The organism is Kitasatospora sp. NPDC001660, from assembly GCF_053596725.1.
The window spans coordinates 109,407-134,927 of the sequence record NZ_JBSFGU010000011.1; the positions used below are offsets into that span (position 1 = coordinate 109,407).

General features: G+C 71.9%; 25 protein-coding genes. 14 read left to right on the forward strand and 11 right to left on the reverse strand.

Annotated features, from left to right (window positions below; genetic code table 11):
- Positions 1 to 47: 47 nt before the first annotated feature.
- From ACWCXH_RS15000 to ACWCXH_RS15025, 6 genes are all read left to right on the forward strand, one after another.
- Positions 48 to 1,403, forward strand: coding sequence for a DUF445 domain-containing protein (locus tag ACWCXH_RS15000; RefSeq protein ID WP_449801847.1), 1,356 nt, complete (start codon positions 48 to 50; stop codon positions 1,401 to 1,403).
- A gap of 202 nt (positions 1,404 to 1,605) precedes the next feature.
- Entirely contained in the window at positions 1,606 to 2,676 is a 1,071-nt protein-coding gene (locus ACWCXH_RS15005) for an adenosine deaminase (protein WP_449801848.1), read from the forward strand.
- A 181-nt stretch (positions 2,677 to 2,857) separates the two neighbouring features.
- Positions 2,858 to 3,406 carry a toxin-antitoxin system HicB family antitoxin gene (locus tag ACWCXH_RS15010; RefSeq protein WP_449801849.1) on the forward strand — a complete coding sequence of 183 codons (549 nt, stop codon included), beginning with the start codon at positions 2,858 to 2,860 and terminating at the stop codon, positions 3,404 to 3,406.
- Between the two features lie 81 nt (positions 3,407 to 3,487).
- Complete coding sequence (locus ACWCXH_RS15015) at positions 3,488 to 4,324, forward strand: DUF4097 family beta strand repeat-containing protein (protein WP_449801850.1); 837 nt, start codon at positions 3,488 to 3,490, stop codon at positions 4,322 to 4,324.
- Entirely contained in the window at positions 4,324 to 5,250 is a 927-nt protein-coding gene (locus tag ACWCXH_RS15020; RefSeq protein WP_449801920.1) for an ATP-binding cassette domain-containing protein, read from the forward strand. The genes ACWCXH_RS15015 and ACWCXH_RS15020 overlap by 1 nt, the downstream gene beginning before the upstream one ends.
- Positions 5,247 to 6,011 (forward strand): ABC transporter permease, encoded by a 765-nt coding sequence (locus tag ACWCXH_RS15025; RefSeq protein ID WP_449801851.1) that lies wholly within the window; start codon positions 5,247 to 5,249, stop codon positions 6,009 to 6,011. Before ACWCXH_RS15020 ends, ACWCXH_RS15025 begins: the two co-directional genes overlap by 4 nt.
- A gap of 58 nt (positions 6,012 to 6,069) precedes the next feature.
- Here the strand turns inward: ACWCXH_RS15025 and ACWCXH_RS15030 are convergent, their stop codons facing one another.
- Complete coding sequence (locus ACWCXH_RS15030) at positions 6,070 to 6,438, reverse strand: hypothetical protein (protein ID WP_449801852.1); 369 nt, start codon at positions 6,436 to 6,438, stop codon at positions 6,070 to 6,072.
- Between the two features lie 218 nt (positions 6,439 to 6,656).
- Positions 6,657 to 7,547: a helix-turn-helix domain-containing protein gene (locus ACWCXH_RS15035; protein ID WP_449801921.1), complete on the reverse strand. Its 891-nt coding sequence runs from the start codon at positions 7,545 to 7,547 to the stop codon at positions 6,657 to 6,659.
- Here ACWCXH_RS15035 and ACWCXH_RS15040 point away from each other — a divergent pair.
- Positions 7,501 to 7,683, forward strand: coding sequence for an ATP-binding protein (locus tag ACWCXH_RS15040; protein ID WP_449801926.1), 183 nt, complete (start codon positions 7,501 to 7,503; stop codon positions 7,681 to 7,683). The two genes, ACWCXH_RS15035 and ACWCXH_RS15040, sit on opposite strands and share 47 nt — an antisense overlap.
- Before the next feature lie 120 nt (positions 7,684 to 7,803).
- On the opposite strand, the gene ACWCXH_RS15045 is transcribed toward ACWCXH_RS15040, so the two are convergent.
- Positions 7,804 to 8,097, reverse strand: coding sequence for a hypothetical protein (locus ACWCXH_RS15045; protein ID WP_449801853.1), 294 nt, complete (start codon positions 8,095 to 8,097; stop codon positions 7,804 to 7,806).
- Positions 8,098 to 8,576: 479 nt separating this feature from the next.
- Positions 8,577 to 9,563, reverse strand: coding sequence for a quinone oxidoreductase family protein (locus tag ACWCXH_RS15050; protein ID WP_449801854.1), 987 nt, complete (start codon positions 9,561 to 9,563; stop codon positions 8,577 to 8,579).
- Between the two features lie 139 nt (positions 9,564 to 9,702).
- Between ACWCXH_RS15050 and ACWCXH_RS15055 the strand changes: the two genes are divergently transcribed.
- Positions 9,703 to 10,065, forward strand: coding sequence for an ArsR/SmtB family transcription factor (locus tag ACWCXH_RS15055; RefSeq protein ID WP_449801855.1), 363 nt, complete (start codon positions 9,703 to 9,705; stop codon positions 10,063 to 10,065).
- 56 nt (positions 10,066 to 10,121) lie between these two features.
- Here the strand turns inward: ACWCXH_RS15055 and ACWCXH_RS15060 are convergent, their stop codons facing one another.
- The 4 genes from ACWCXH_RS15060 to ACWCXH_RS15075 form a co-directional block, all read right to left on the reverse strand.
- Positions 10,122 to 11,891 (reverse strand): hypothetical protein, encoded by a 1,770-nt coding sequence (locus ACWCXH_RS15060; protein ID WP_449801856.1) that lies wholly within the window; start codon positions 11,889 to 11,891, stop codon positions 10,122 to 10,124.
- A gap of 523 nt (positions 11,892 to 12,414) precedes the next feature.
- Positions 12,415 to 13,182 carry a CDP-alcohol phosphatidyltransferase family protein gene (locus ACWCXH_RS15065; RefSeq protein WP_449801857.1) on the reverse strand — a complete coding sequence of 256 codons (768 nt, stop codon included), beginning with the start codon at positions 13,180 to 13,182 and terminating at the stop codon, positions 12,415 to 12,417.
- A 256-nt stretch (positions 13,183 to 13,438) separates the two neighbouring features.
- Positions 13,439 to 14,128 carry a YidC/Oxa1 family membrane protein insertase gene (locus ACWCXH_RS15070; protein WP_449801858.1) on the reverse strand — a complete coding sequence of 230 codons (690 nt, stop codon included), beginning with the start codon at positions 14,126 to 14,128 and terminating at the stop codon, positions 13,439 to 13,441.
- Between the two features lie 165 nt (positions 14,129 to 14,293).
- Positions 14,294 to 14,587, reverse strand: coding sequence for a DUF6412 domain-containing protein (locus ACWCXH_RS15075; RefSeq protein ID WP_449801859.1), 294 nt, complete (start codon positions 14,585 to 14,587; stop codon positions 14,294 to 14,296).
- Between the two features lie 158 nt (positions 14,588 to 14,745).
- Between ACWCXH_RS15075 and ACWCXH_RS15080 the strand changes: the two genes are divergently transcribed.
- The gene (locus ACWCXH_RS15080) at positions 14,746 to 15,030 is read left to right on the forward strand and encodes a type II toxin-antitoxin system Phd/YefM family antitoxin (RefSeq protein ID WP_449801860.1); all 285 of its coding nucleotides are present in this window, start codon (positions 14,746 to 14,748) and stop codon (positions 15,028 to 15,030) included.
- On the forward strand, positions 15,023 to 15,445 hold the full coding sequence (locus tag ACWCXH_RS15085; protein ID WP_449801861.1) for a PIN domain-containing protein: 423 nt from the start codon (positions 15,023 to 15,025) through the stop codon (positions 15,443 to 15,445). The genes ACWCXH_RS15080 and ACWCXH_RS15085 overlap by 8 nt, the downstream gene beginning before the upstream one ends.
- A gap of 52 nt (positions 15,446 to 15,497) precedes the next feature.
- Here the strand turns inward: ACWCXH_RS15085 and ACWCXH_RS15090 are convergent, their stop codons facing one another.
- Positions 15,498 to 16,571, reverse strand: a complete 1,074-nt coding sequence (locus ACWCXH_RS15090) for a Gfo/Idh/MocA family oxidoreductase (protein ID WP_449801862.1) — start codon at positions 16,569 to 16,571, stop codon at positions 15,498 to 15,500.
- A gap of 244 nt (positions 16,572 to 16,815) precedes the next feature.
- Here ACWCXH_RS15090 and ACWCXH_RS15095 point away from each other — a divergent pair, with 244 nt between their 5' ends.
- From ACWCXH_RS15095 to ACWCXH_RS15110, 4 genes are all read left to right on the forward strand, one after another.
- Positions 16,816 to 17,595: an HAD-IIA family hydrolase gene (locus ACWCXH_RS15095; RefSeq protein WP_218200445.1), complete on the forward strand. Its 780-nt coding sequence runs from the start codon at positions 16,816 to 16,818 to the stop codon at positions 17,593 to 17,595.
- Between the two features lie 97 nt (positions 17,596 to 17,692).
- Positions 17,693 to 18,910: a low temperature requirement protein A gene (locus ACWCXH_RS15100; protein WP_449801863.1), complete on the forward strand. Its 1,218-nt coding sequence runs from the start codon at positions 17,693 to 17,695 to the stop codon at positions 18,908 to 18,910.
- Positions 18,911 to 18,988: 78 nt separating this feature from the next.
- Complete coding sequence (locus ACWCXH_RS15105; protein ID WP_449801864.1) at positions 18,989 to 19,717, forward strand: uracil-DNA glycosylase; 729 nt, start codon at positions 18,989 to 18,991, stop codon at positions 19,715 to 19,717.
- A 332-nt stretch (positions 19,718 to 20,049) separates the two neighbouring features.
- Positions 20,050 to 20,955 carry a glycoside hydrolase family 6 protein gene (locus ACWCXH_RS15110; protein WP_449801865.1) on the forward strand — a complete coding sequence of 302 codons (906 nt, stop codon included), beginning with the start codon at positions 20,050 to 20,052 and terminating at the stop codon, positions 20,953 to 20,955.
- A gap of 62 nt (positions 20,956 to 21,017) precedes the next feature.
- Here the strand turns inward: ACWCXH_RS15110 and ACWCXH_RS15115 are convergent, their stop codons facing one another.
- Together ACWCXH_RS15115 and ACWCXH_RS15120 are read right to left on the reverse strand one after the other, a co-directional pair.
- The gene (locus ACWCXH_RS15115; protein ID WP_449801922.1) at positions 21,018 to 22,877 is read right to left on the reverse strand and encodes a galactose oxidase-like domain-containing protein; all 1,860 of its coding nucleotides are present in this window, start codon (positions 22,875 to 22,877) and stop codon (positions 21,018 to 21,020) included.
- Between the two features lie 117 nt (positions 22,878 to 22,994).
- Positions 22,995 to 25,076, reverse strand: a complete 2,082-nt coding sequence (locus tag ACWCXH_RS15120) for a glycosyltransferase family 2 protein (RefSeq protein WP_449801866.1) — start codon at positions 25,074 to 25,076, stop codon at positions 22,995 to 22,997.
- Between the last annotated feature and the right edge of the window lie 445 nt (positions 25,077 to 25,521).

The window sequence follows — 25,521 nt, forward strand, 5'->3', positions numbered from 1 at the left end:
GAGGTTGCGGGGTGTGAGGTTGCTGGGCGGGGCGTGAGTCCAGGCAGATGGGGCGCTCTCTCGGGACGCGCCCTCCGTTCGCGCCGCCCAACGGGCAGACTGGCGGGGTGAGTGACGAAGCCTTCAGCGGGACCGGCCCTGGGGTCCGGTTCACCGCGGCCGACGAGCAGAAGAGACGCGGCGTCCGCCGGATGAAGACCATCGCGACCGGCCTGCTGGCCTTCGCGACCCTGGTCTTCGCCCTCTCCACGTGGGCCAAGGCGGCCGGCGCGGGCGCCTGGGCCGGGTACGTGGCCGCCGCCGCCGAGGCGGGCATGGTCGGCGCGCTGGCCGACTGGTTCGCGGTGACGGCGCTGTTCCGCCGCCCGTTCGGCCTGCCGATCCCGCACACCGCGATCATCCCGACCAAGAAGGACGCCTTCGGGCGCACGCTGGGCGACTTCGTCGGGGAGAACTTCCTCGCCGGCCACGTCGTCCGCGGCCGGCTCGTGGCGCTCGGCATCGCCCGTCGGCTGGGGGAGTGGCTGGCCGCGCCGGGCAGCGCCGAGCGGGTCACCAAGGAGGCGTCGGCGGCGCTGCGCGGCGTGCTCGCCGTCCTGCGCGACGACGACGTGCAGGCGGTCGTCGGCGAGGCGGTGACCAGGCGGGCGGTGGCCACGTCGGTGGCCGAGCCGATGGGCCGGATGCTCGGCAAGGTGGTCGCGGACGGCGGCCACCACGGCGTGGTCGACCTGGTGGCCGTCCGGGCGCACGGCTGGCTGACGGCCAACCACGAGGAGGTCGTCCAGCGGGTCTCCCAGAAGACGCCGGGCTGGACGCCGAAGTTCATCGACCACCAGGTCGGCGAGCGGGCCTACAAGGAGCTGATGCGGTTCGTCACCGACATCCGGGACGACCCGAACCACCCGGCCCGCGGCGCCGTCGACAGGTTCCTCGCCGACTTCGCCACCGAGCTGCAGACCGACCCGGAGACCATCGCCCGGGTCGAGCTGGCCAAGGTCGAGATACTCGCCCGGCCCGAGGTGCAGGACCTGATCGCCTCCACCTGGGCGGCCGTCCGCACCCTGGTGCTGACCGCCGCCGAGGACGAGGACAGCGAACTGCGTCGGCGCATCCGTGACGGCGTGCGGAGCTTCGGCGCACGCCTGGCCACCGACCCCAAGCTCCAGGCCAAGGTGGACGGCTGGCTCCAGGACGCCGCGCAGTACCTGGTCGACACCTACCGCACCGAGATCACCTCGCTGATCTCCGAGACGGTCGCGAGCTGGGACGCCGATGACGCCTCGCGCAAGATCGAGGCCAACGTCGGCCGCGACCTGCAGTTCATCCGGATCAACGGCACCGTGGTCGGCGCCATGGCGGGCCTGCTGATCCACACCGTGGCGGTCGCGCTGGGCGGCTGAACGCCGCTCCGGCCCGTCCTCGCAGCCCGTCCTCGCAGCCCGTCCTCGCCGCCCGGCCGCGCGGCTCACCCCGGCCGCGCGGCCGCGCGGCCGCGCCGCCTGTGCCGGGCCGTCCGCCCACCCCGGCCCCCGCGCCGGGCCGCCTATCCTGGGCGGCACAGCGAACGCGCGTAGAAGCGCGGAAGGAAGGAAGGGAACCACCGTGGTCCAGCCGGACGGAAGTCGGATCGGAAACCCCACCGGAGCCGGGGGCATCGAGGCGTTCATCGCCGGCATGCCCAAGGCGGAACTGCACGTCCACCACGTCGGCTCGGCCTCGCCGCGGGTCGTCGCCGAACTGGCCGCCCGCCACGCGGGGCAGTCGAAGGTGCCGACCGACCCGGCGGCGCTCGCCGAGTACTTCACCTTCACCGACTTCGCGCACTTCATCGAGGTGTACCTGAGCGTCGTGGACCTGGTCCGCGACGCCGAGGACGTCCGCGCGCTCACCTACGGCGTCGCCGAGGACATGGCGCGCCAGAACATCCGGTACGCCGAGCTGACCATCACCCCGTACTCCTCGGTCAAGCGGGGCATCCCGGAGGTCGCCTTCATGGAGGCGATCGAGGATGCCCGGCTGCGCGCCGAGAAGGAGCTCGGCGTCGTGCTGCGCTGGTGCTTCGACGTCCCCGGCGAGGCCGGCCTGGAGGCCGCCGAGGTCACCGCCCGGCTCGCCACCGAGCTGGGCCCGGAGGGCCTGGTCAGCTTCGGCCTCGGCGGCCCGGAGATCGGGGTGCCGCGCCCGCAGTTCAAGCCCTACTTCGACCGCGCGCGCGCGGCCGGCCTGCACTCCGTCCCGCACGCCGGTGAGACCACCGGGCCGGAGACGGTCTGGGACGCGCTGCGGGTCCTGGGCGCCGAGCGCATCGGCCACGGCACGCAGTCCGTCCAGGACCCGGCGCTGCTCGACCACCTGGGCGAGCACCGGATCCCGCTGGAGGTCTGCCCGACCTCCAACATCGCGACGCGCGCGGTGGGGCGGATCGAGGACCACCCGGTCAAGCGGATGGTGGACGCCGGGCTGTTGGTCACGATCAACAGCGACGACCCGCCGATGTTCGGCACCGACCTGAACACCGAGTACGCGGTGGCGGCGCGACTGCTGGGCCTGGACGAGGCCGGGGTGGCCGGGCTGGCGCGCAACGCGGTGGAGGCGTCGTTCCTGGACCGGGCCGGCAAGGCGCGGCTGGTCGGCGAGATCGACGCGTACCTGGCGGGGTGGCAGCAGGGCTAGCGCCCGGCGTTTCCCGACGTTCTCCCTGGTGAACCGCCCTGTCGGCCTCGGCCGGCAGGGCGGTTCCGCGTTGTGTGGCGCCACGGTTTCGCGGGTGGCGCCCGCATCGCGCATTGCATGGTGCCAAAGTGGCGCCAGAAATGGCTCGACATGGCGCCACATCCATGCCATGCTTTCAGTCATGGACCTCACGCCGTACGTCGAAAACCTTCGGAACGAGCTCGCGGTGGCCGCGGGCACGGGCGGGGAAGAAGCCCGCGCGCTGGCCGAGCGGCTGACGCTGCCGCTGGAGTCGGCCGTGCGGCTCACCTTGCTCAACGCGCTCTCGGCCGCCACCAGCGAGATCACCCGCGAGCTCGCGCCGGGCTCGGTGGATGTGCGGCTGCGCGGGATGAACCCCGAGTTCGTGGTCAGCGTGCCGCCCGCTACCGACGCCTTCCCGCACCGGGTGGAGCCGGTGGTGCCGCCGATGGCATCACCCGTGGCGCCAGTGGTGCCGCCCGTGTCGGAGGCGGACGAGGGCGGTACCGCCCGGATCAACCTCCGGCTCCCGGCCCACCTCAAGTCCAGGGCCGAGGAGGCCGCCGGGCAGGAGGGCCTCTCGCTCAACGCCTGGCTGGTCCGGGTCGTCGCGGGTGCGCTGGAGGGCGGTGGGCCGGTCGCCCGTCCGGCCTTCCGGCCCCAGCCCCGGCGCGGAGGCGGGCAGGGTTTCACCGGTTGGGTCCAGTAACGCTTCTGCTTCCGCAACACCAACGTCACCCCCGCTCCGACCAGCGGGAACACCCATCGAAGCCAAGAGGACGGGACAGCCATGCCTACGTACGAGACCAACGGACCGATCACCGCCGTCATCGAGTTCGACATCGCCTCCGTGCGGGTCAGCGCGAGCAAGCGCACCGATGCCGTCGTCGAGGTCACGCCTTCCAACGCCGCCACCGAGCTGGACGTCAAGGCCGCGCAGCAGACCAAGGTCGACTTCGCCGGCGGGCGGCTCACCCTGAAGGGTCCCCGCAAGCGCAACGTGTTCGGCCGGGTCGGCTCGGTGGACGTCCTGATCGAGCTGCCGGCCGGCTCGGAGGTCCACGGTGATGCCCCACTGGCCACCTTCGTCACCGAGGGCCCGCTCGGAGACTGCCGGCTGAAGACCTCGCTCGGCCGGATCCAGGTGGAGAGCGCGGCGAACGCGTTCCTCAAGACCGACAACGGGGACGTCCGGCTGGAGTCGGCCGACGGCGACGCGGAGGTCTCCGGGCTCGGCCGGATCGAGATCGGCACGGTCACGGGCGTGCTGACGGTCAAGAACAGCACCGGTGACACGGAGGTTCGCGAGGTCCACGGGGAGATCAAGGCCAACGCCTCCTTCGGCCGGATCGAGATCGGCACCGCGCACGCCGGGGTGGACGCCAAGACGGCGAACGGCCCGATCCGGATCGGCCGGGTGGAGCGCGGCCGGGTATCGCTGCAGACGGCCCTCGGGGAGCTGGAGGTCGGCATCGCGGAGGGCACGGCGGCCTGGCTCGACGTGCACAGCAAGTACGGCCGGCTGCGCAACGAGCTCGGCGCGACGGAGGGCCCGGGCGAGGCCCGGGAGACGGTCGAGGTCCACGGCCAGACCGACATGGGCGACATCACCATCCGGCGGTCGTGATGGCGGCGATCTCGGCGGTCGGGCTGACCAAGGCGTACGGCGAGAAGGTCGTGCTGAACGGCATCGACCTGGAAATCGCGGCGGGAAGCGTGTTCGCCCTGCTGGGGCCGAACGGGGCCGGGAAGACGACGACGGTGGAGATCCTGTCGACGCTGATCCCGGCGGACGGTGGGATGGCCCAGGTGGCCGGGCACGACGTGGTCCGGGAGGCGGACGGGGTCCGGGCGGCGATCGGGGTCACCGGGCAGTTCTCCGCGGTGGACAACCTGCTGACGGCCGAAGAGAACCTGATGCTGATGGCCGACCTCAATCACCTCCGCCGTCGGGAGGGGCGGAGGCGAGCGGAGGAGCTGCTGCGGCGGTTCGACCTCGCGGAGGCGGCGCGGAAGCCGGTGTCCACCTTCTCGGGCGGGATGCGGCGGAAGCTGGATCTGGCGATGACGCTGGTCGGGGATCCACGGGTGATCTTCCTGGACGAGCCGACCACGGGGCTTGACCCGCGGAGCCGGCGGACGATGTGGGAGATCATCCGGGGGCTGGTCGTGGACCACGGGGTGACGATCTTCCTCACCACGCAGTACCTGGAGGAGGCGGATCAACTCGCTGACCGAATAGCGGTGTTGGACGGCGGGCGGATCGTCGCGGAGGGCACGGCCGAGGAACTCAAGCGGATCGTGCCCGGCGGGCGGATCCGGGTGCAGTTCGCGGACGTCGGCCAACTCGGAGCGGCGGCGGAGCTGTTCGAGTACGCGACGGTGGACGCCGAGGCGTTGCGGCTCGACATTCCGGGCGACAACTCGGTGCTCACGGTGAAGGCCGTGCTGGACGCGCTCGACAACGCGAGCGTGCGGGCGGAGTCGCTGGTCGTGGAGACGGCGGACCTGGACGACGTGTTCCTGACGCTGACGGGGGAGGGTGCGCGATGAGCGCGACGTACGTGGTGAGCGACTCGCTCACGATGCTGCGGCGGAACCTGAAGCACGCGCTGCGGTACCCGGCGATGACGTTCTCGGTCGTGCTGATGCCGGTGATGATCCTGGCGCTGTTCAACTACGGGTTCGGCGGGGCGTTGGGTGCGGGGATCGGGGGCGGGAGCTACATCGACTACGTGGCGCCGGGGATCGTGCTGATGACGGCGACGGGGGGGTCGGTGGCCACGGCGGTGGGCGTCTGCGTCGACATGACCGAGGGGATCGTCAACCGTTTCCGGACGATGGCGATATCGCGGTCGGCGTTCCTCGCGGGGCACGTGGTCGGGAGCGTCGTACAGACGATGGTCGCGCTGGTGCTGGTGATCGGCACGGCCCTCGCAATGGGGTTCCGGCCGCACGCGGGGCCGGCGGAGTGGCTGGCGGCGGCGGGGCTGCTGGGGTTCGTCACGCTGGCGCTGACGTGGATATCGGCGGGGATCGGACTGGTGTCGAAGACACCGGAGAGCGCGAGCAACACGCCGCTGCCGCTGACGTTCCTGCCGTTCATCGGCAGCGCGATCGTCCCGCCGGACTCGATGCCGACGGCGTTGAGGTGGTTCGCGGAGTACCAGCCGTTCACGCCGATCATCGAGACCCTGCGGGGGCTGCTGATGGGGACGGAGATCGGCAACAGCGGGTGGAGCGCGCTGGCGTGGTGCACGGGGCTCACGGTGGTGGGGTTCGTGTGGTCGAAGAAGGTGTTCCACCGGCGGTGACAGGGGTACCGCCGGTGGGGCCCGGGCGACGAAAAGGTCGCCCGGGCCTTCGGCGTTGCTACCAGCGGTCGATGCCCATGGTGTTGGCGGCGCTGTGGATGGCGTTGTAGTGGGGGATCGACATGTCGGACTTCTTCTGGTTGGCGGGGAGGTGCTTGTCGGCCGCACGGAACTCGTCCCGCGCGGAGGCGAGGAGAGAGGTGCCGTAGGAGACGGGCACGTCGTTCTTGCCGTGGATGGGGTGGGACTTGGCGGCGGTCTGGCTGCCGGCCTGGGCGAGGATGCTGCGGGCCTGGTTGTAGGCGGCGGCCTTGACGGTGGAGGGGTTGCGGGTCTGGGCGTGGATGGCGGGAGCGGCGGAGGCCGCCGGGGCGGCGACGGCCCCGAGGGCCGCGACGGTAGCGATGGTCACAAGCACGTTTCGCATGGTCGTGTTCATGGTGGGCTCGCTACCCCGTTGTTAGAGGTCGAACTCCCCAGATCGGATCGCAGCGACGAGATCCCGCCATTCGGAGGAGGTGAGTTGGGCGATGGCGGAGGGCTTGAGGCTGCTGCGTACATAGACGGTGTCTTCAGAGACGGCTATCTCGGGGCAGCTCGCTCCATCGGGGCATGCTTCTGGCCGCTTCCAGTGAAGTGCTTTCATCAGATCACTTTCTTGATCAGCCTGATCACATCGCGAGACTGTGTCTCCGTCAGGGACCGCTCCGTCATCGTGTCGATGATGTGGCGGTAATTCTCCAGCTGCTTCTGCTCATGCAGGAAGGCTGGGCCGCCAACCGCGTCGAGCTGGACGGTGTCGAGCCGGGGCACCAGCCCTTTCGCGTAGATGATGCCTTGCCCGGCACCCATGAATCCGTTGGAGCTGAAGCTCACTACTCTCAGCGTCACGTGTGGAAGCTCCGAGTACTCAAGCATCCTGTCCAGCTGGCGCTTGGCTGCGTCTCGGCCGCCGAACAGCATGCGCAGTGCGGCCTCGTGGACCAGAGCCGAGTACGGCTGAGCTCCTTCGCTCATCAGCAACGTCGATCGCTGGATTCGGTGCTCGACACGGGCCTCCAGCAGACGCGGCGAGAGTGGCGGGTAGAGATCCTTGAAGATTGCTCTCCCGTACTCCTCCGTCTGCATGGCTCCGGCCACATGCGACACCTGGTACGTGCGCATTCCTCCGGCGAAGTACTCCATCTCCGCGATGTCGAGGAATCCAGTCGGCACAGAGCCCCGGTACTCCTCCCACCAACCTCGGTGGCGTTCCTCGGCCATGGCCGCAAGTGCCTCCACGTACGCCCCGTCGCTCTCCTCGTACTCGGAGGCGAGCATGCGTACGCGCTCGGCGCTGATCGGGTAGTTCCCCTTCTCGACCTGCGTGATTTTCGTCCTGGCGAACCCGAACAGCGCGGCAGCTTGGGCGGTTGTGCGGCCGGCGCAGTCGCGCATCTTCCGCAGCTCGGTACCTACCGTTCCTGCCGTGCCGATGGGGTAGTTCGTGGTGGCATGCCCCAAGCATCCATCGCGATCCCCGGAAGGGTCCAGCAATCCACCTATCGACCCCTCTCTCCTCTCCGAGACCGGCCGCGGCCTCCAACTCGTCGACGGCCTCACCCGCCGCTGGGGCGTCGACCCCCAGAAGCTCGGCAAGGCCGTCTGGTTCGAGCTGGACGGTGCCGCGTGAACGCCCTCCACCCCATCCACCCGTCCGACCCGGCGATCCGCCACCTCGCCGCCCGCCAGATCACCGAACTGATCGTCGAACTGCGCTCCGAGAGTCGCGAATTCGGCCTCCCGTTTCCGATCACCGGATGCCGCGGTCGTCGGCGTGGCGGAGGTCGTAGAGGTAGGACTTGCAGGCCTTCCAACTGCGCCAGGGGCCAAGGGGCGGGAACGACTCGTCGCCGCCCGTACGCCCCAGCAGGGGCCAGGAGTTGGCAGTTCCGTGTGCGTCGACGGTGCACCATCCCCGCTCGGGGAACCAGCGGCACCAGAGATCCAGATCGACCCGCTTGAACGAGGGCCTGCCATGGAAGACACCATCACGGAGGAACCGATAAGTAAGGCCATCCACCCGCCGAACGAACTCGAGCAACACGCCACCCCACCCCCTCTCTCGAAGCGCCCAAGATAGTCCTCACCCACACAGAAAGTCGGCCGCCCCGACTTCCTGTGCGATCCGTGTTCCTCGCAGGGGGCTTCTTCGATGTCTGCCGGGCATCGAGGCCGGAAACCTCGTTCTCCCCGCCGGCGACGGCCGGACGCCGTTCATCGACGCCGAGGACATCGCCGAGGTGGCTGTGGCCGCCCTCACCGCCGAGGCCGGCCACAACGGGCAGACCTACAAACGCTTCTGCGGGCTTGCGGGAGGAGGGCCGGGCGCAGGAAGTCGACGCGGTTGACTTCCTGCGCGGCGTCGCTGCGTGGTGGCTGCCGCGGGGGGTTCGGCGCGGCGGTGCAGGAAGTCGACAGCTCCGACTTCTCGTGCGGCATTCATCCGCAGGCCCGCTCGGTGGCCCCGCTCGGTGGTCCCGCCGGGTGGCCGGGCGTGGGAAGTCGACCCCGCCGACTTCTTGCTCAGCCGGCCACCCGCACCACGTACTTGCCCAGAGCCCGCCCCGCCTCCATGGCGTCGTGGGCGGCGGGGACATCGGCGAGGTCGGCCAGTTCGTTGACGGGGAGGGTGAGGTGGCCTCCGGCCAGGAAGTCCACCGCGCGACGGATCGCGCGTGCCAGCTTCGCGGGGGCGGTGGCGGCCAGGCCGCGGTGGCTGAAGCCGGTGATGGTGAGGTTGCCGGCCATGAGGCGTCCGAGTGGCGGCAGGGCGTCGACGGCGCCGCCGCCCGCGTTGCCGAAGAGGACGATCCGGCCGCCGGGGGCGGCGAGGTCGAGGTCGGTCGGCAGGGCCGAGGTGCCGAGCGGGTCGAGGATCAGGTCGACGCCCTGCCCGTCCGTGGCCTCCCGGACGGCCTCGACCAGGTCCTCGTCGCGCGCGAACGCCGCGTCGTACCCGGCCGCGACGGCCGCCGCGGCCTTCTCGGGCCGGCCCACCGTGCCGAGCAGCCTGCCCCCGCCCAGCAGTGGCACCAACTGGGCGATGGCGCTGCCGATCCCGCCGCCCGCCGAGTGCACGAGCACGGTGTCCCCGGCCGCGAGACGCCCCGCGTCGGTGAGCAGCAGTACGGACGTGGCCAGTCCCAGCGGCACGGCCGCGGCCTCGCGCAGCGCGACCCCGTCCGGTACGGGCACGGTGAGCACGGCCTCGGCGACGGCGACCTCCGCCAGCCCGCCGCCTGCCGGTGCGGCCACGACCCGGTCGCCGACCGCGAGCCCGGTGACGCCTTCGCCGAGCGCCCGGACCGTCCCGGCCACCTCCTTGCCCGGCAGGTAGGGCCACTCGGAGGTGTATCCGCCGTCACCGCGGCGCACCATGACGTCGACGAAGTTGAGCCCGGCGTAGGCGACGTCGACGGCCACCTGTCCGGGGCCGGGCTTCGCCGTCTCGACGTCCTTGACCTGCGAGTTCTCCGCCCCGCCGGGTGCGGTCATCACCAGTGCGCGCATGTCGGGCCCCCCTGGAGCTACGATGTTCTACGAACGACGAAATTAGTACCACTCTTCTTCGATGTTTGTCGAACATGGAACATGGAGCGTGGAACATGGAACGTCGACGTGGAAGAACACCGAACCTGGAGGTCCGCCCGTGCCCCGCAGCACCAGCCGCCGCCGGTCGGCGCTCGCGCACCCGGCGGTCGAGGAGATCGACCTGCTCGACGTGCTGCACGCGCTCTCCGACCCCACCCGGATGACGATCGTGCGCACCCTCGCCGCCGAGCCGGAACGCGCCTGCGGCACCTTCCCGGTGGACGTCGCGCCGTCCACACTCAGCCACCACTTCAAGGTGCTGCGCGAGTCCGGCCTCATCCGCCAGCGCGAGGAGGCCAACCGCCGCCTCACCGCCCTGCGTTCGGTCGACCTGGAGGGGCGCTTCCCGGGCTTGCTGGGCACCGTCCTCGCCGCGTACGAGAGCGCCGCCGAGCCCCTGGAAGAGCCCGGCGGCGCGTGACCCCGGAGGTGCGTGACCCCGGAGGTGCGTGACCCCGGAGGCGAACGGCGCTGCGCTCAGTGCCGGCGCCAGACCATCCACCCCTGCTGCCGGTCGACCCGCTCGACGAACCACTCGGCAGGGTGCCCCGGCCACGCCGCCTCCGGCTCCGCACCCTCGGTGGCCGGAGGCGTGACGACCGCTGTCGCCGCCGCGGGGATCGGCCTGTTGCGCGGGTCCAGGTACCAGACGCGGCCCTGGTAGACCTCGAAGGCCTGCGTGCTGCGGATCCCCCAGTCACCGTCCCAGCTGAACACGACGCTGTCGCCCGGGTGGAGTCCGGCCCGCTCGGTGAAGCCAGTGGCGAGGCTCCGGCGCCAGTTCGAGTGCGGGTAGCTGATCTGATCGGTGATGGTGACGGTGGCGAACCCGGCGACCAGCGCCAGCGCGACGCCGAGCCAGACCGTCCGGCGCGAGGTGATCGCCCGCAGCAGCACCACGAGGCCGAGCACGGCGAACGCGACGGCGGTCGTCCGCATGATGCGCAGCGCGCCCCAGTCGGCGCCGAGGAACAGGGCGTCCGGCATGCCCCAGGCGATGAAGGCCTGCGTCCTGAGCAGCGAGCCGGCCGACAGGACCACCGCGCCGCCGAGTGCCACCGTGAGCCCGACCGCCCCGGCCAGCGTCCGGCCCAGGGCGCGGCCCCGCAGCCGGGCCAGCGCGGCGCTGCCGACCATGAAGGTCGCCGGGACGAGGCACGCCGCGTAGCGGGCGTACACCCAGTCGTCGATCCGCTTGTCGTCCGGCAACGCGGCCGCCGCCGCCAGTGCGATGCCGACCAGCAAGGCGACCATCACCCCGCCCGCGATCCGGTACGGCCGGGCGACGCGCTTGTCGAAGACGGCGAACAGGCAGACCACGATGGCCAGTCCGGCGACGCCCCAGGTGGAGATGATGACGTACCAGATCTGACCGGCCGTCCGGGCCAGAGTCCTTCCGGCTGCCTGCGGGTCGGTCAGGCCCTTCCACAGGAAGCCGCCGACGTCGCTGGCCGGCACGGTGAACTGCGCGCGCAGCCAGGCGCTCAGCAGCTTGGCGCCCAGGACGCCCGCCCCCAGCGCGCCGAGGCCCGCCACCGTCGAGCGCCACGGCGCCCAGCGCAGCAGCAGGACCGCGACGAACACCACGCCGGTGAGGGCGACGACGACGCCCCCGCGGTCGTGCGTGGCCATCGCGTAGGCGGCGGCCAGCCCCGCGCCGACGGCGTGCCGGGCGCGGCGGCGGGACGGACCGTCCGCGAGCCAGCCGTGCAGGCAGAGCAGCCAGGCCAGGACGAGCACCGGCATGACGGTGTCCGTCAGCGCGAACTCCGAGTAGAAGACCAGCGGCGGCAGCAGCGCGGTCGCTGCGGCGAACGCGTACGCCTGCGGCCGGCCGAGGCCGAGGCGGCGCAGGCCGACCCAGGCCAGCGGGAAGACGAGCGCGTTGAGCAGGGCGTTGATGCCCATCACGAGGTGGTACGCGGTGGACGGGTCGTGGGCGATCCGCAGGGCGGGGGAGATGAGCAGCGGGTAGCCGCCCGGGATGACGACGCCGACGGGCAACTCGGTCGTGGGGTGTCCGGCCAGGACCCGGGCAAGGACGAGGTACGACTCCTCGTCGGGGTGGACGGACGGGTAGCTGAAGTCCCGCACGAGGTAGAGCCGGAACAGGACTTCGCCGAGGTACCCGGCGAGCAGTGCCCAGATCCAGAGCCGGCGCCTCGGGCCTGCCCGATGCTCCGTGCGGTGCGGATCGCGCTCGACGATCCGGCCTTCCTCGGTGGCCGGTGCGGACGTCAGTTGCATGTGCCAACCCCTCCCCTGATGGTGCGGCCGTGTGCGTGGGGCGGGGCCGCCCCCGATGTCGCCTGACTATATATGCCGTCTAGCGTCATATGTAGTCGAGGCGGTTCCGGAGGGGTGCGGGTGGCGGTTCGGGCGCTCGGAGGCGATCGAGGAGCCGGTGAGGCCCCGGGATCGGAGAAAATTTCTTCAGAAGCGCCTGCGAACCGATCGCCGGGAAGCGCGTCCTCCTCAGTGAGGCATAAGGAGCCGTGCCCCGGCGGCGGCCCCGTCCACCGCTCCCGCCCCGCAGGCCCCCGCCCCGCAGGCCCCCGCGGCCGATGCCGCGCAGCCCGCCGCGCCCACGTCCGTCCAGCTCGCCTCCACCGGCGCCGACCACACTGCCAGCGGCGGCCTCGCCCTCACGGCCCTCGGGGCCGGCGCCCTCTGGCTGCGCCGCGTGCCGCGCCGGGCCTGATCGCAGGTGCCGCACGAGAAGGAGCCCGCCACCCTCCCGGGTGACGGGCTCCAGCCGTTCCGCGCGGCGTCAGCGCAGGCGCGACGACGACAGGATGGACGCCAGGTGCGCCACCACCATGCCCCAAGTGATCACCGCGATCCCCGCGAGCGCGGCCCGGGTCGGCGTGAGGCCGCCCGCCGCCGTGTCCGCGACGGCCGCCGCGAGCAGGACCAGCGAGGCCTCGATGCCGTTCGTCACGCGGTGGATCTTCAGCACCGACGCGAGCCGACGGGCCGTCGCGATGCCCTGGGAGCGCGGCTGGGTCGACTCCTCGTCGGCCGGGGGCATGCCGCTGCGGGCGCGGGCGACGTCCACCAGGTCCGTCGAGGCCTTCAGCAGCACCACGCCGAGTGCCGCCGCCAGCCCGACCGACACCCACAGCTCCGACCCGCCCCGGGCAGCCCGCGCGCCCGCGCCGATCATCAGCGCGGCATCCGCCAGGTAGGCGCCGAGGCGGTCGACGTAGACCCCGGCCATGCTGAACTGGCGCTTCCAGCGCGCCACTTCGCCGTCCACGCAGTCGAACAGCAGGAACAGCTGGAACAGCACCACCGCCAGCACGGCCCCCGTCACACCGGGGATCAGCAGGGCCGCCCCGCCGCCGACGCCGCAGACCACCATGACCCAGGTGAGGGTGTTCGGCGACACCGAGGTCCGCACCAGCTGCCGGGTCGTGCGCAACGAGAGGCGGCGCATGTACAGCCGGCCCGCCCAGTGCTCACCGTTGCGACTCTGCAGCTTGGCCTGCGGCTGGCACACCTCGCGCAGCTCCGAAAGCGCCGGAGCAGCCACCATGACGAATCCCTCCACCGGTCCGGCGGGGACCCGCCGGACGTCCGTACCGAAACGATCATCGAACGATCCACCACAGGGTAGAACCTGCCGGGACCCGGCCCGCGCACGGACGGTTGGACCCCGGGCGTCGGGATCATGGAGATCCGGTGGGAAACCGGTGGGAGCCGCCGGCGGCGACCCGGAGACGCGGCAGGTGGTGTACGCGTGGGACTTCACGCGCCCGGGCGACTGGGCACGCGGGGAACGGACCAGCGCCTCACGCCACCGCGACGGCCGGCACCGGTGCGCCGCCCCGGTGCAGCAGGGCCCGCTCGGCCGTCGTCCACACCCCCGACGTCACCAGGTACAGCGCCGCCGCCAGCGGCACCAGTGCCGCGAACAGGACCGTCCCGAACGAGAGGTACGGCAGGAACGCCGCCCCCGGCTGGGCGGTCGGCTGCGCCGCCGCCGCGCGCCGGGCCCGGCGGAAGTTCACGTACGCGACGGCCGCCAGCCCGGCGTACAGCACGCCGAACACCGCCAGCTGCCCGGCGCCGTGGGCGTTCGCGACGTGCAGGCCGAGCGGGGTGCCGAACAGGGTGTGGCTCTGCAGGTCGTCGGAGGTCGTGAACAGGCGGTACATCACCGAGAAGAACGGGATCTGCACGAGCGCCGGCAGACAGCCCGCCACCGGCGACACCTGCTCCTTCTGGTGCAGGTCCGCCATCGCCTCGCGGAGCTTCTCCGGGCGGTTCTTGTGCTTGCGGTTCAGCTCGGCGATCTTCGGCGCGAGCCGGGCGCGGGCCTTCTCCCCGCGCGCCGCGGCCCGCGCCAGCGGGTGCAGGGCGAGGCGGACGGCGGCGGTGAACAGGATGATCGCGAGCGCGGTCGGGACGACGTGGGCGAGCCCGGCGACGACGGTGTGGGCGACGGCGACGGCCGGGTCGAGAACGGCGAGAACGGACATGGTGGAGCGAGCCCTCCGGGGTCTCATGGCATGGGTGATCGGCGGAGGGCGGCCGCGAAGAACGGCGGAAACACGGGAACCGGGCTGGAAGGCCCGGCCGGAAGACCGAGCCGGGAACCCAGCCGGAAGACCGACCTGGAGAACCGAGCCGGACGTACCCGGGTGCTACGCGGCCGCCGGGGCCGCGCCGGGTGCCCTGGGGCGTCGCCGGCCCCGGGCGTCCGGATCGCGCCGGGACAGGAAGGCCGTGCGGAACGCGTGGCGTCGCAGCACCCCGTTGCGGACGGCGGCGGGAGCTCGCGCCCCCAGCAGCCGCGCCCCGGCCAGCGTGCCGGCGACGGCACCGGCCAGCAGCACCACGGCGGCGACGGTCGCCACCGAGGCGAGCGATCCGCCCTCGGTCAGCACCTCGCCGGTCAGCACCCGGAGCAGGCCGAGCAGCATCGCGATCACGGTCACGGTGCGCTCCCTTCGCTCGGTGCCTGACGGACTCGCAGGACAGTGACGACGATCGTACGACGTCCCGGGTTCCGGCGTACACGAGATACCCGGGCGGATGCGCGCAGAGGCGCGGCCGAGGTGTAGCCAGGCGTGCTACGCGGGGCTACTTTGGAAGGGTGAAGACGATTACCCAGCGGGAGTTCCGGAACAACTCCGCCGCGGTGATGGACGCCGTCGAGGCGGGCGAGACCTTCCACATCACCAGGAACGGGGTCGAGGTCGCCGAGTTGCGGCCGGTGTCGAGCCGGCGGCGGCTCACGGCGGAGGAGCTGGTCGCACGGCACGTGAAGCTGCCGCGCGTGGACTACCAGCAGATGCGCAAGGAGGCCGAGGAGGACTTCGGCCCCGACGAGCTGGTGGGGGACGAGGGCGACGACCCGTTCGAGCGCCGGCGTGGCTGAGCGGCGACGGGCCTCCCGGCGCCGTCCCGCCGGGGTCCTGGACACGTGCGTCTACATCGACCTCGCGCTGCTCAACCCGGCCGACCTGCCGACCGTGCCGGAGCTGACCGCGATCACCTTCGCCGAACTCCAGCAGGGCGTGTCGATGGCCCGTGACCCGGTCAGCCGGGCGGCCCGCCTGGAGGTGCTCGGCGCCGCGATGGCCGACTTCGACCCGCTGCCGTTCGACGCGGCCGCCGCCGCCCGCTACGGCACCCTCGTCACCCTCACCATCGCGGCAGGCCGCCAGCCCCGCCCGCGCCGGATCGACCTGATGATCGCCGCCGTCGCCTCCGCCCACGGCCTGCCGCTCTACACCCGCAACGTGGCCGACTTCCGGGGCCTGGGCTCGGCCGTGGAGATCATCGGCGTGTGACGGCCGCTGTCCCCGTCGCGTCGTCGAGCCCGGCCTCGTACGGCGCCGCCCGTCAGCCCAGGCGGACCGTCGTGCCCGTGGCGGCCGAGGTGCGGGCCGCTTCGAGGACGGTGAGCGTGGCGACCGCGTCGTGCGGGTCGACCGGGGCCGGGGTGCCGGGGTCGGCCAGGGCGGCGGCGATGCCGGCGTAGTAGGCGGGGTAGTCGCCCGGGTCGGTGGGGAGGGAGATCGCGGACTCGTCGGTGCCCAGGGTGCCGTAGTACGCGGGCTGGTCGGCGCCCCACGGGCGGGTGCCGTCGGGGCGGAGGCCGGAGCGGAGGTCGGCCTCCTGCGGGTCCATGCGGGACTTGACGTACCCGGCGGTGTCGCCGAGCACTCGCAGCCGGGGCCCGAGCAGCGGGGTGAGGGCGCTGGTCCACAGGTGGGAGCGGGTGCCGGAGGCGTGGGTGAGGGCGAGGAACGCGTCGTCGTCCACGACCGCGCCGTCCCGGCGGACGTCGATCTCCGCGTACACCGTCTCGACCGGCCCGAACAGCGTGAGCGCCTGGTCGACCAGGTGACTGCCCAGGTCGTACAGGGTGCCGCCGGCCTCGGCCGGGTCGGCGAGCTCGCGCCAGCCGGGCTTCGGCTTGGGGCGGAACCGCTCGAACCGGGACTCGAACCGGTGCACCCGCCCCAGCGCGCCGCCCCGGACGAGGCGGGCGGCGGTCAGGAAGTCGCCGTCCCAGCGCCGGTTCTGGAAGACCGAGAGCAGGACGTTCTGCGACTGCGCCAGCCGGCACAGCTCCAGCGCCTCGGCGGCGGTGCCGGCCAGCGGCTTGTCGACGACGGTGGCCAGCCCGGCGCGCAGGGCGGCGCGGGCGAGCGGGGCGTGGGTGCGGTTGGGCGTGGCGATGACGACCAGGTCGAGCGCGTCCGGGTCGGCCAGCAGCTGCTCGGGCGTGTCGACCGCGCGGGCGTCGGGGTGCTCGCGGTGCAGCTGCGCGCGACGCTCCGGGTTGGCGGTGACCACGGCGTCCAGCCGGAGCCCGGGGGTGGTGGCGATGAGCGGGGCGTGGAAGGCGGAACCGGCCAGGCCGTAGCCGATCAGGCCGACGCGGAACGGGCGGGGGGTCTCGGAGCTCATGCGCCCACTCAATCACGACCGCTCCGGGGGAGACCGGCAGCCGCGTTCGGCCGCGCTCGGCTGCGCACCGGCCCGCGCTCGGCTGTGCACCGGCCCGCGCTCGGGCTGCGCACCGAACCGCGTTCACCTGCGCACCGGTCCCGTTCCGGTGAACGGACAGTGCCGCCGTCGTTCGGATGTGCCGATTAGGCTGTGCCGCGTCAGGGCCATCGCAAGACGTTGCAACACTTCGGGAGACACGCACGTGGCAGACCGCAAGCCCATCGAGTCCTGGCTGACCGACATGGACGGTGTCCTCATCCACGAGGGCACGCCGATCCCCGGCGCGGAGGAGTTCCTGCGCCGGCTGCGGGAGTCCGGCAAGCCGTTCCTGGTCCTCACCAACAACTCCATCTACACCCCGCGCGACCTCAGCGCCCGCCTGGCTGGCATGGGCCTGGAGGTCCCGGAGGAGTGCATCTGGACGTCGGCCCTGGCCACCGCCAAGTTCCTGAAGGGCCAGCGCCCGGGCGGCACCGCGTACGTGATAGGCGAGGCGGGTCTCACCACCGCGCTGTACCAGGCCGGGTACGTGCTGACCGACAACAATCCGGACTACGTCGTCCTCGGCGAGACCCGCACCTACAGCTTCGAGGCGCTGACCAAGGCGATCCGCCTGATCAACCAGGGCGCCCGGTTCATCTGCACCAACCCGGACGAGACCGGCCCATCCCCCGAGGGCGTGCTCCCGGCCACCGGCTCGGTCGCCGCGCTGATCACCAAGGCCACCGGCGTCGAGCCGTACTTCGTCGGCAAGCCCAACCCGCTGATGATGCGCGAGGCGCTGAACACCGCCGGCGCCCACTCCGAGACCGCCGTGATGATCGGCGACCGGATGGACACCGACATCGTCGCGGGCATGGAGGCCGGCATGGAGACCATCCTGGTGCTCACCGGCCTGACCGCCGCGGCCGACGTGGAGCGCTTCCCGTACCGGCCGACCCGCGTGGTCAAGTCGATCGCGGACCTGGTCGAGCTGGTCTAGCGTTCGCGGTGCCGAATCGGGCTCCGCCTCCGGCCGACGGCCGGAGGCGGAGCCCTTTTCGTGCGCGGAACTCGTACGTGTGGGGAGGAACGGACGGATGGTCACCACGGGGGAGCCGGCGGTCGAGGAGAAGCGGGTCACCTGGGCCGAGCTCTACTTCGACCTGGTCTTCGTCTTCGCGATCACGCAGGTCTCCGGGCTGCTGCACCACCACCACGACGGGAGGGGCGTCGCCGAGGCGCTCGTCGTGTTCGTGCCGGTGTACTGGTGCTGGGTCGGCACCACGGTGCAGGCCAACATCCGGGACGTGGACAACCTGCGGGACCGCATCGGCATCCTGCTCGTCGGCCTCGCGGGGCTGTTCATGGCGCTCGCCGTGCCGGGCGCGTGGGGCGGGCGGGGCGTGCTGCTCGGCGCCGGGTACTGGCTCGCGCGGGTGGTGCTGGTGGTCCTGCTGGCCCGCGTGCCGGGCGTCTGGCGGGGCCCGTACGGGGTCGGGGTGCTGGTCAGCGGGCCGCTGCTGGTGGTCGGCGGACTGCTGCCGGACGGGCCGCGGCTCGCGCTGTGGGCCGTGGCGGCGGCGTGCGACCTCGCCGCACCGGTGCTGTTCCGGCGGCGGCTCGCGGCCGTGGCGTACCACCCGTCGCACATGCCGGAGCGGTTCGCGACCTTCCTGCTGGTCGCACTCGGCGAGTCGATCGTCGGGATCGGCGCGACGGCCGCCCGGGCCCGGCTGGACGCGGCCGAACTCACCGCCGTCGCCGCCGCGTTCACCATCTCGGTGGGCCTGTGGTGGCAGTACTTCGTCTACGCGGCGGACGCCATGCGGCACGCCGTCGAGGTCGCCGACTCGCGCCGGGACGTCGTCCGGCGGATCTTCCAGTACGGGCACCTGACACTGGTCGCCGGCGTGATCGGCGTCGCGGTCGGCTTCGGGGAGACGGTCGCGGACCCGTGGCGCGCGCTCGGCCCCGGCGCGGTGGCGTTGCTGTACGGCGGCTGCGGGCTGTACCTGCTGACCTTCGGCTACACCCGGTGGATGATGTTCCGCAAGGTGGCGACCACGCGCCTCATCGCGGCGCTGCTGGCGCTGGCCCTGCTGCCCGCGATGGTCAGCCTGCCCGCGCTGGCGGTACTGGTGACGCTGGCCGTGCTGCTGGTGGCGCTCAACGTGGTGGAACACCTCATGGTGGAACGGACCTCCACCGGGGGACCGGAGGAGCCGGCAAAGGCCGCGACGGAGCCCGAGGTGCCCTCTGCACCCCCATCCCCACCCCTACCACACCCACACTCCACCCCCGCTCCTGCGGAGTGATCTGTCGGTGGGCCTGTGTAGCGTTCGGGGTGCAAAAGGGCGTGCGGCCGAACGGCCGCGGTGTGGGAGGTAGATGTCGTGACGGACACGGTCGAGGCGAGCGCGGTCGAGGCCGGCGCGGGCGGTGGGCTGGAGCTGCCCGAGTCCTGGCGCGCGGTGCTGGGCGCCGAGACGGAGAAGCCGTACTTCGCCGAGCTGGCGGCCTTCGTGGCGGCCCAGCGGGCGGAGCACCAGGTGTTCCCGCCGAGCGGCCAGGAGTTCGCCGCGCTGGAGGCCACTCCGTACGAGAAGGTCCGGGTGCTCGTGCTCGGTCAGGACCCGTACCACGACGACGGCCAGGCCCACGGCATGAGCTTCTCGGTGCTGCCGGGCACCAGGACGCCGCCGTCGCTGCGGAACATCTTCAAGGAGCTGGACGCCGACCTCGGCATCCCCGCCCCGGACAACGGCTACCTGATGCACTGGGCCGAGCAGGGCGTGCTGCTGCTCAACGCGGTGCTCACCGTCCGCGCGCACGAGGCCAACTCGCACAAGGCGAAGGGCTGGGAGAAGTTCACCGACGCCGTGATCAAGGCGGTGAGCGAGCGCGACGAGCCGGTGGTCTTCGTGCTGTGGGGCAACTACGCGAAGAAGAAGCTGCCGCTGATCGACACCACCAAGCACGTGGTGGTGCAGGGCGCGCACCCGTCCCCGCTGTCCGCCAAGCTGTTCTTCGGCAGCCGCCCGTTCTCGCAGATCAACGCTGCGCTGGACGAGTTCGGCGCCGACGCCATCGACTGGCGGATCCCGAACCTCAAGAAGGACTGACGCCGCAGCACACCGGTCGGCCGGACGGGCGGGCCTGACGCCCCGTCCGTTCGCGGCCATCCGCCCGTTCACCGCGTGTGGCCACCGGGCTGCGGTCGGTGTGCTTAGCTGGTGCCCCACCGGGTCGCCGGACCCGGTCCGGGGAGGGGCGGCACGTGCGCCGGGTTGGGCGGATATCGGGTGTCCGGTGGGCCGTGGGGGCGGCCCTGACGGGGCTGTTGGCGGGTGCGGCGGGCTGTGGCGGGTCGGGATCGGGGGGCGGTCCGACACCCTCGGCGGCGCCGCCGGACTCCGCCGGGCCGACGTCTGCGCCAGCGTCCGCGCCGCCGTCCGTGCAGGCGGACGGCGGTCTCGCCCAACTCCCGAACCAGGCCTTCTACGTCTCCGACCAGACCTCCGCCGCCCGCCAGTTGGCCGTCCTGCGCGGACAGGGCCGGACGGCGGAGGCGGCCGACCTGCTGCGGATCGCCGCCCAGCCGTCCTCGCAGTGGCTCGGTGAGCAGAACGCACAGAGCATCGTGGAGCAGGTGAGCCGCCGCGCCGCCGAGGCCGACCGGACGCCGGTCTTCGTCGCCTACAACATCCCGCACCGCGACTGCGGCCAGTACTCGGCCGGCGGCGCCGCCGACGCCGCGTCCTACCGGGCCTGGATCAGCGGCATCGTGGAGGCGCTGGGCGACCGCAGGGCGTGGGTGATCGTGGAGCCGGACGCCGTCGCCCACACCCTGGACACGTGCGGCGTCAAGGGCGACCTCGCCGCCGAGCGGTACGGCCTGCTCGCCTTCGCCGTCCAGGAGTTGAAGAAGCGTCCTCAGGTGCGGGTCTACCTGGACGCGGGCAACCCCGGCTGGTCGCAGGATCCTTCGGCGCTGGCGGACGCGCTGCGCAAGTCCGGGATCGCCGTCGCGGACGGCTTCGCGGTGAACGTCTCCAACTTCTACGGCACCGACCGCGACGCGGCGTACGGCGGGCAGCTGTCCGCCGCGCTGGGCGGGAAGCACTTCGTCATCGACACCAGCCGCAACGGCAACGGCCCGCTGGGCAGTGACTCCTGGTGCAACCCGCCCGGCCGTGCGCTCGGCGAGCCACCGACCACCGAGACCGGCCGACCCGGGGTGGACGCCTACCTGTGGATCAAGAACCCGGGGGAGTCCGACGGCGAGTGCGGCCGCGGCGAGCCCCGGGCAGGCGAGTTCTGGCTGCCGTACGCACTGGGGCTGGCGAAGGCGGCCCGCTGACCGTTCCGCGGGCGGGCCGCCTCCCCCGGGCACACCGTTTCGCGTGCGCTACCCCGAGTGCACTACCCCGTCACCTGGATCCAGCGCGCCACCGACGGGGTGCCGGCGGCGTCCGTCAGGAACAGCATGTACCAGCCGGGCGGCAGCAGGTTGGCGTTGCCCGGCAACGTGAGCGACACGCCGTCCGCCGTGCGTCCCGTGATGTCCAGGGCCACCGACCGCTGCTCCACGTCCGTCACGTGCGTGACCGAACTGGGCCGGATCAGCTTGGCCGTGGTGACGGCGTCCGGCCGTGCGGCACCGACGGTGACGGTGCTGCCGAGCCTGGCGCCCTCCGGTGCGGCGGTGACCTGCGGGCGGTCGCCGTGGTACAGGTACGCCGGGGTGTAGATCTCGATCCGCTGCTCGAAGCCGCCGGGCGTGGTGTTGGCGTCGTCGGCGAAGAGCGGGTTGGAGCCGAGCACGGCGACCCGGCCGTCGGGGAGCAGCAGTGCCTCGGAGTGGTAGTCGCGGCCGACGGTCGGCTCGGCGGCCTTGGTGAAGGTGTTGGTGCCGGGGTGGTAGACCTGCGCCTTGAGCAGGTCGCTGCCGCTCTTGCCGCGGTAGCCGCTGGAACCGCCGGTGGTGAACACGGTGTCGTCCGGCAGGATCACGCTGTTGAGGTACCGGGTGCCGCCGGCGGGCAGGTCCGGGCCCGGGGTGAAGGCGGGCCTCGGGGCGGAGAGGTCGGCGATGTCCGTGCGGGCGGTGGACAGCGGTGACTCGCCGACGCCCCCGCCGCCGAGCACCATGACCTTCTGCGCCTGCGCTGGCGGCAGCAGCACCGAGGACGAGGTCTCGGTGAGGCCGGGGTCGCGCAGGCCCGGCACGGGCTGGAAGCCGTTGTCCGTCAGGTCCCACAGGCCCGGCTCGCGGCCCTTGTCGGCGGGGCCGTAGCCGGCGTTGGAACCGGAGTAGAAGAGCTTGCCGGAGGTCGTCAGGAAGAGCGACGGGTAGGTGGGGAAGTAGCGGTCGGGGGCCTTGGCCCAGGTCCTGGACTTGGGGTCGTAGATCTCGTTGTCGTTGCCGTTGAGGATCTGGCCGGTGTCGTCGAGGCCGGACACGGTGACCACCCGGCCGTCGCCGAGCCCGGTGAGGGTCGGGTACCAGCGGGCGTGGGCCATGTCGGTGACCTGCTCGTACAGTTCGGTGTCCGGGTTGAACTCGTACGCCGCGCGGATGCCCTGGTATTCCTGCTTCTCCAAAGTCATCTTGTCGTTCATGCCGTACAGGTTGTGGGCGTCCACGCCGGTCAGGCCCTTGATCCGGTACTGCGCCCGGGCATCGGTGACGTAGTCCTTGCCCTCCCCGACGGCCTCGACGAACACGTGCTGCTCGCTGGCCGTCACGACGGTCCGGGTGCCCGAGCCGGACTTCACCGCGGCCGGGACGGTCACGTCGGCGGTGGAGGCGTACTCGCGGCCGTTCGGGGCGACGAAGACGGTGCCCCTGGGGAACGTCCGGGCGCGGTCGGGGCTCTCGTTGCGCACGCGCATCGTGCCGGCGGCCTTCTTCACGGCGCCGTCCAGCTTCTCGTAGCGCTGGGTGCCGCCGGCGACGAGCAGCCGGCCGTCGGGCAGCGAGGTGTGGCCGCCGCAGAACATGTCGTCCGGGGTCGGGACGAGCTTGTACGTGTTCTTCGCCGGGTCCCAGAGGAGGCTCTTGAAGGTGCCCGCGTCGAAGGCCTTCTCGTCGTTGCCGGAGCCGGCCACGACGAGGACCTTGCCGGTGCGCAGGAGCGTGGCGTGGACGGCGTTGACCCTGAACCCGGCGGGCAGGGTGAGGGTCTGCCAGTGGCCGTACTCCGCTTTGTACTCGGGGCGGTTGATCGCGTACTGGTGGTACTGGTCGGAGGCGAAGCCGAGGACGGCCGGCGCGTTCATCCCGGCCACGGTCAGGGCGACCGTGCTGCCGAGGGCGAAGCGCCTGGTCCGGCCGGTGTTGTGGATCTTCACGGTGCTTGGTCCCCTCGTGGGCTGGCTCGGCACGGAGCGGTGGGCTCAGCGGGTGGTGGAGGGCTCGGCCTGCCGGGGCTGTGGCGGCCTCCTGAGTTCGAGCGTGGGCTGGTCGAGTCCCGACTGGTCTTGCGCGGCCCGGTCGCGTGCGGCCGGGTCGAGCAGGACCGGCCTGCGCAGCTGGACGGTGGGCTGGTCGAGCCGGACGGCGGTGGCCGAGGGGTGGCCCCCGGTCACGGTGAGGGTGGCCGTGGGCCTGGCCCACCGGCGGCGGACGGCATCGGAGACGGTCACCAGCAGGGGGAGCAGCGTCAGGAAGAGGGCGATGACCGCCCAGGTGCGCATGGCCACGTGGTCGTGGCCGGTGAAGAAGGACGCGGTGATCGCGGCCCCGAACACCACTGTCCAGAACAGGTGCAGCCGGAAGGTGGAGAACCGGTCCGGGCTGGCCGAGCCGCCCTTCGGCGTGACGACGAAGCGGCTGCGCCGGCGCAGCGCCGCCTGCACCAGCGAGGCCGCGTAGACCGGCCCGCAGAGCGCCGACATCACCATGCCCGCGACTCCGGAGGAGCCGGCCGGCTCGTGCGGGCTCACGTTGTGCTTGCGGTTCCAGGTGTAGAGCAGGAGTTGGAGCGCGGCGGCGTCGCTGTAGAGCATCATCCAGATCTCCGAGGAGACGTGGACGCCGGACGCCCCGAAGACCAGGTAGAGCACGCTGGAGACCGCCCCGAGCAGCCAGGTCAGCGCCGCCATCGGGTAGAAGCACACCATCAGCGAGTAGTTGAGCAGCCGTCCGGGGGAGAGCTTCCAGAGCACCCGCCAGTACTGCGTGAGCAGGGTCTCGTACGTCCCGCGGCTCCAGCGGAGTTGCTGGGAGAAGAAGTCCGTCCAGGAGGACGGTCCTTCGCCGACCGCCAGGACGTCCGGGGTGTAGACGGACTTCCAGCGCGCACCGGTCTCGGGGTTCCGGCTGCGGTGGAACTCCAGACCGGTCGCCATATCCTCCGTGATGGAGTCGTACAACCCGCCGATCGACTGGAGCGCGCTGATTCGTACGGCGTTGTTCGTGCCGACGAACATCGGTGCGCCGTAGCGGTTTCCGGCGCGCTGGATCAGCGCGTGGAAGAGGTACTGCTGGCTCTCGGAGAATTTGGTGACCGCCGAGCCCGAGCTGCGGTAGTTCCCGTACACCTGGGGGCCGACGACGAATGCCACGTCGGGGTCCCGGAAGTAACCGAGCATGCGCTCGCAGAAGTCCGGCAGCGGGACGTGGTCGGTGTCGACCGAGACCCAGAAGTCGTAGTCGTCGCCGTGCGCCTGGAGCCAGGCGTTGTAGTTGCCGTGCTTGGTCTTGGCGCGAAACCGGCCCTTGGGCCGGTTCCAGTGCGGCCGGCCGAAGCGGCTGAAGTGGCGGACGTCCAGCTCGGCGCAGAGCGCCCGCATTGCAGGATCGTTTCCCTCGTCCAACAGCCAGACGTCGTACGGACCTTCGTGTCGTACGGCACGTGCGGCGGTGAGTGTGGCCCGGACCATCTCCGGGGGTTCCTTGCCCGGCACGCAGGCGGTGAGGAAGGCGACCCGGGTGCCGCGTTCGGGCGTGACGGGGACCGGGTCGCGGGCGGCGAGGGTGGCGTGGGTGTTGGAGACGACGTTGACCAGCCGGAACACCTCGACGACGGCGATGATTGCGATCATCACCTTGTCGGCGGTCAGCAGCCATGCGTCCGTCTCGCCAGGGCGCTCGGGCCAGTGCTGGGGCAGCAACAGCCAGACCAGCAGCACTGCTTCGACCAGCGGGGCGGCCATCAGCAGCAAGGCGGCGCGGATCCGGTGCGGTTCGCGGCGCAGCAGGCTGCGGTACTGGACGCGGTACGGCTCGGTGCCGGTGCCGGTGCCGCTCCGGGGCTCGGCGTCGGCACCGGGGTGTATTCGGGTGTCGGTCCAGGCGTCGGTCCGGTAGACCCCGTCGCCGGGATCGTGGGCCGGCCCGGCGAGTCGGCTGAAGTGGGCGTAGTCGTAAGGGGCTTCGGGGATCGGCACGTCGGCCAGGGCGCCGTCGATCCGTGTGCTGCTGCCGCGGCCGTGGGCCGTCCCGGCGTCGTTCCGTCGTGAGAACGGCATGGTCATGGTTGCTCCCCCGGAGTCGTGCGTCGACTGGCTGCGCCGCCGCTTCGGAGCCGCCCGGGGCAGAACACTGCCCGGTGAACTGCGGTGGTTCGGGCAGTTTTCGGGCCGTTCGTCACATAAAACGTGAGCAATCAATTTTATTGTGTGACTACATCTGCGTCACTGCGTGACCGGCTTCGAACGCGGGATCCCGAAGCACTTCCCAGCTTCCCCTCCGGGTGCGCGGGATCCTTGGCGTGCTCAACTCTCCCGGAGGGTCACGGTGATTGCAACCGATCCGAGAAATGATCAGTGCGCAAGCGTGAAGATCCTACGGTTCCAAGCCAAATCGGTACCCCGAAGTGATAGTGACGCGGATTTAACGCGCCCGGCACATCGCCGGCCCCGCACCTCGAATGGACGGGCGGAGGCCGGACCTCGGGTCGAGGTCCGGCCTCCGCCGACT

Coding starts and splice junctions, on each gene's coding strand:
- ACWCXH_RS15115 (WP_449801922.1), bottom strand. CDS start 22,877: ATGAACGCGCCGGCCGTCCTCGGCTTCGCCTCCGACCAGTACCACCAG.
- ACWCXH_RS15065 (WP_449801857.1), bottom strand. CDS start 13,182: ATGGTGGCTGCTCCGGCGCTTTCGGAGCTGCGCGAGGTGTGCCAGCCG.
- ACWCXH_RS15020 (WP_449801920.1), top strand. CDS start 4,324: ATGGCGGCGATCTCGGCGGTCGGGCTGACCAAGGCGTACGGCGAGAAG.
- ACWCXH_RS15025 (WP_449801851.1), top strand. CDS start 5,247: ATGAGCGCGACGTACGTGGTGAGCGACTCGCTCACGATGCTGCGGCGG.
- ACWCXH_RS15120 (WP_449801866.1), bottom strand. CDS start 25,076: ATGACCATGCCGTTCTCACGACGGAACGACGCCGGGACGGCCCACGGC.
- ACWCXH_RS15050 (WP_449801854.1), bottom strand. CDS start 9,563: ATGCGCGCACTGGTGATGACCGCACCCGGCGGGGCGGAGAACTCGCAG.
- ACWCXH_RS15010 (WP_449801849.1), top strand. CDS start 2,858: ATGGACCTCACGCCGTACGTCGAAAACCTTCGGAACGAGCTCGCGGTG.
- ACWCXH_RS15090 (WP_449801862.1), bottom strand. CDS start 16,571: ATGAGCTCCGAGACCCCCCGCCCGTTCCGCGTCGGCCTGATCGGCTAC.
- ACWCXH_RS15030 (WP_449801852.1), bottom strand. CDS start 6,438: ATGCGAAACGTGCTTGTGACCATCGCTACCGTCGCGGCCCTCGGGGCC.
- ACWCXH_RS15015 (WP_449801850.1), top strand. CDS start 3,488: ATGCCTACGTACGAGACCAACGGACCGATCACCGCCGTCATCGAGTTC.
- ACWCXH_RS15100 (WP_449801863.1), top strand. CDS start 17,693: ATGGTCACCACGGGGGAGCCGGCGGTCGAGGAGAAGCGGGTCACCTGG.
- ACWCXH_RS15060 (WP_449801856.1), bottom strand. CDS start 11,891: ATGCAACTGACGTCCGCACCGGCCACCGAGGAAGGCCGGATCGTCGAG.
- ACWCXH_RS15000 (WP_449801847.1), top strand. CDS start 48: ATGGGGCGCTCTCTCGGGACGCGCCCTCCGTTCGCGCCGCCCAACGGG.
- ACWCXH_RS15070 (WP_449801858.1), bottom strand. CDS start 14,128: ATGTCCGTTCTCGCCGTTCTCGACCCGGCCGTCGCCGTCGCCCACACC.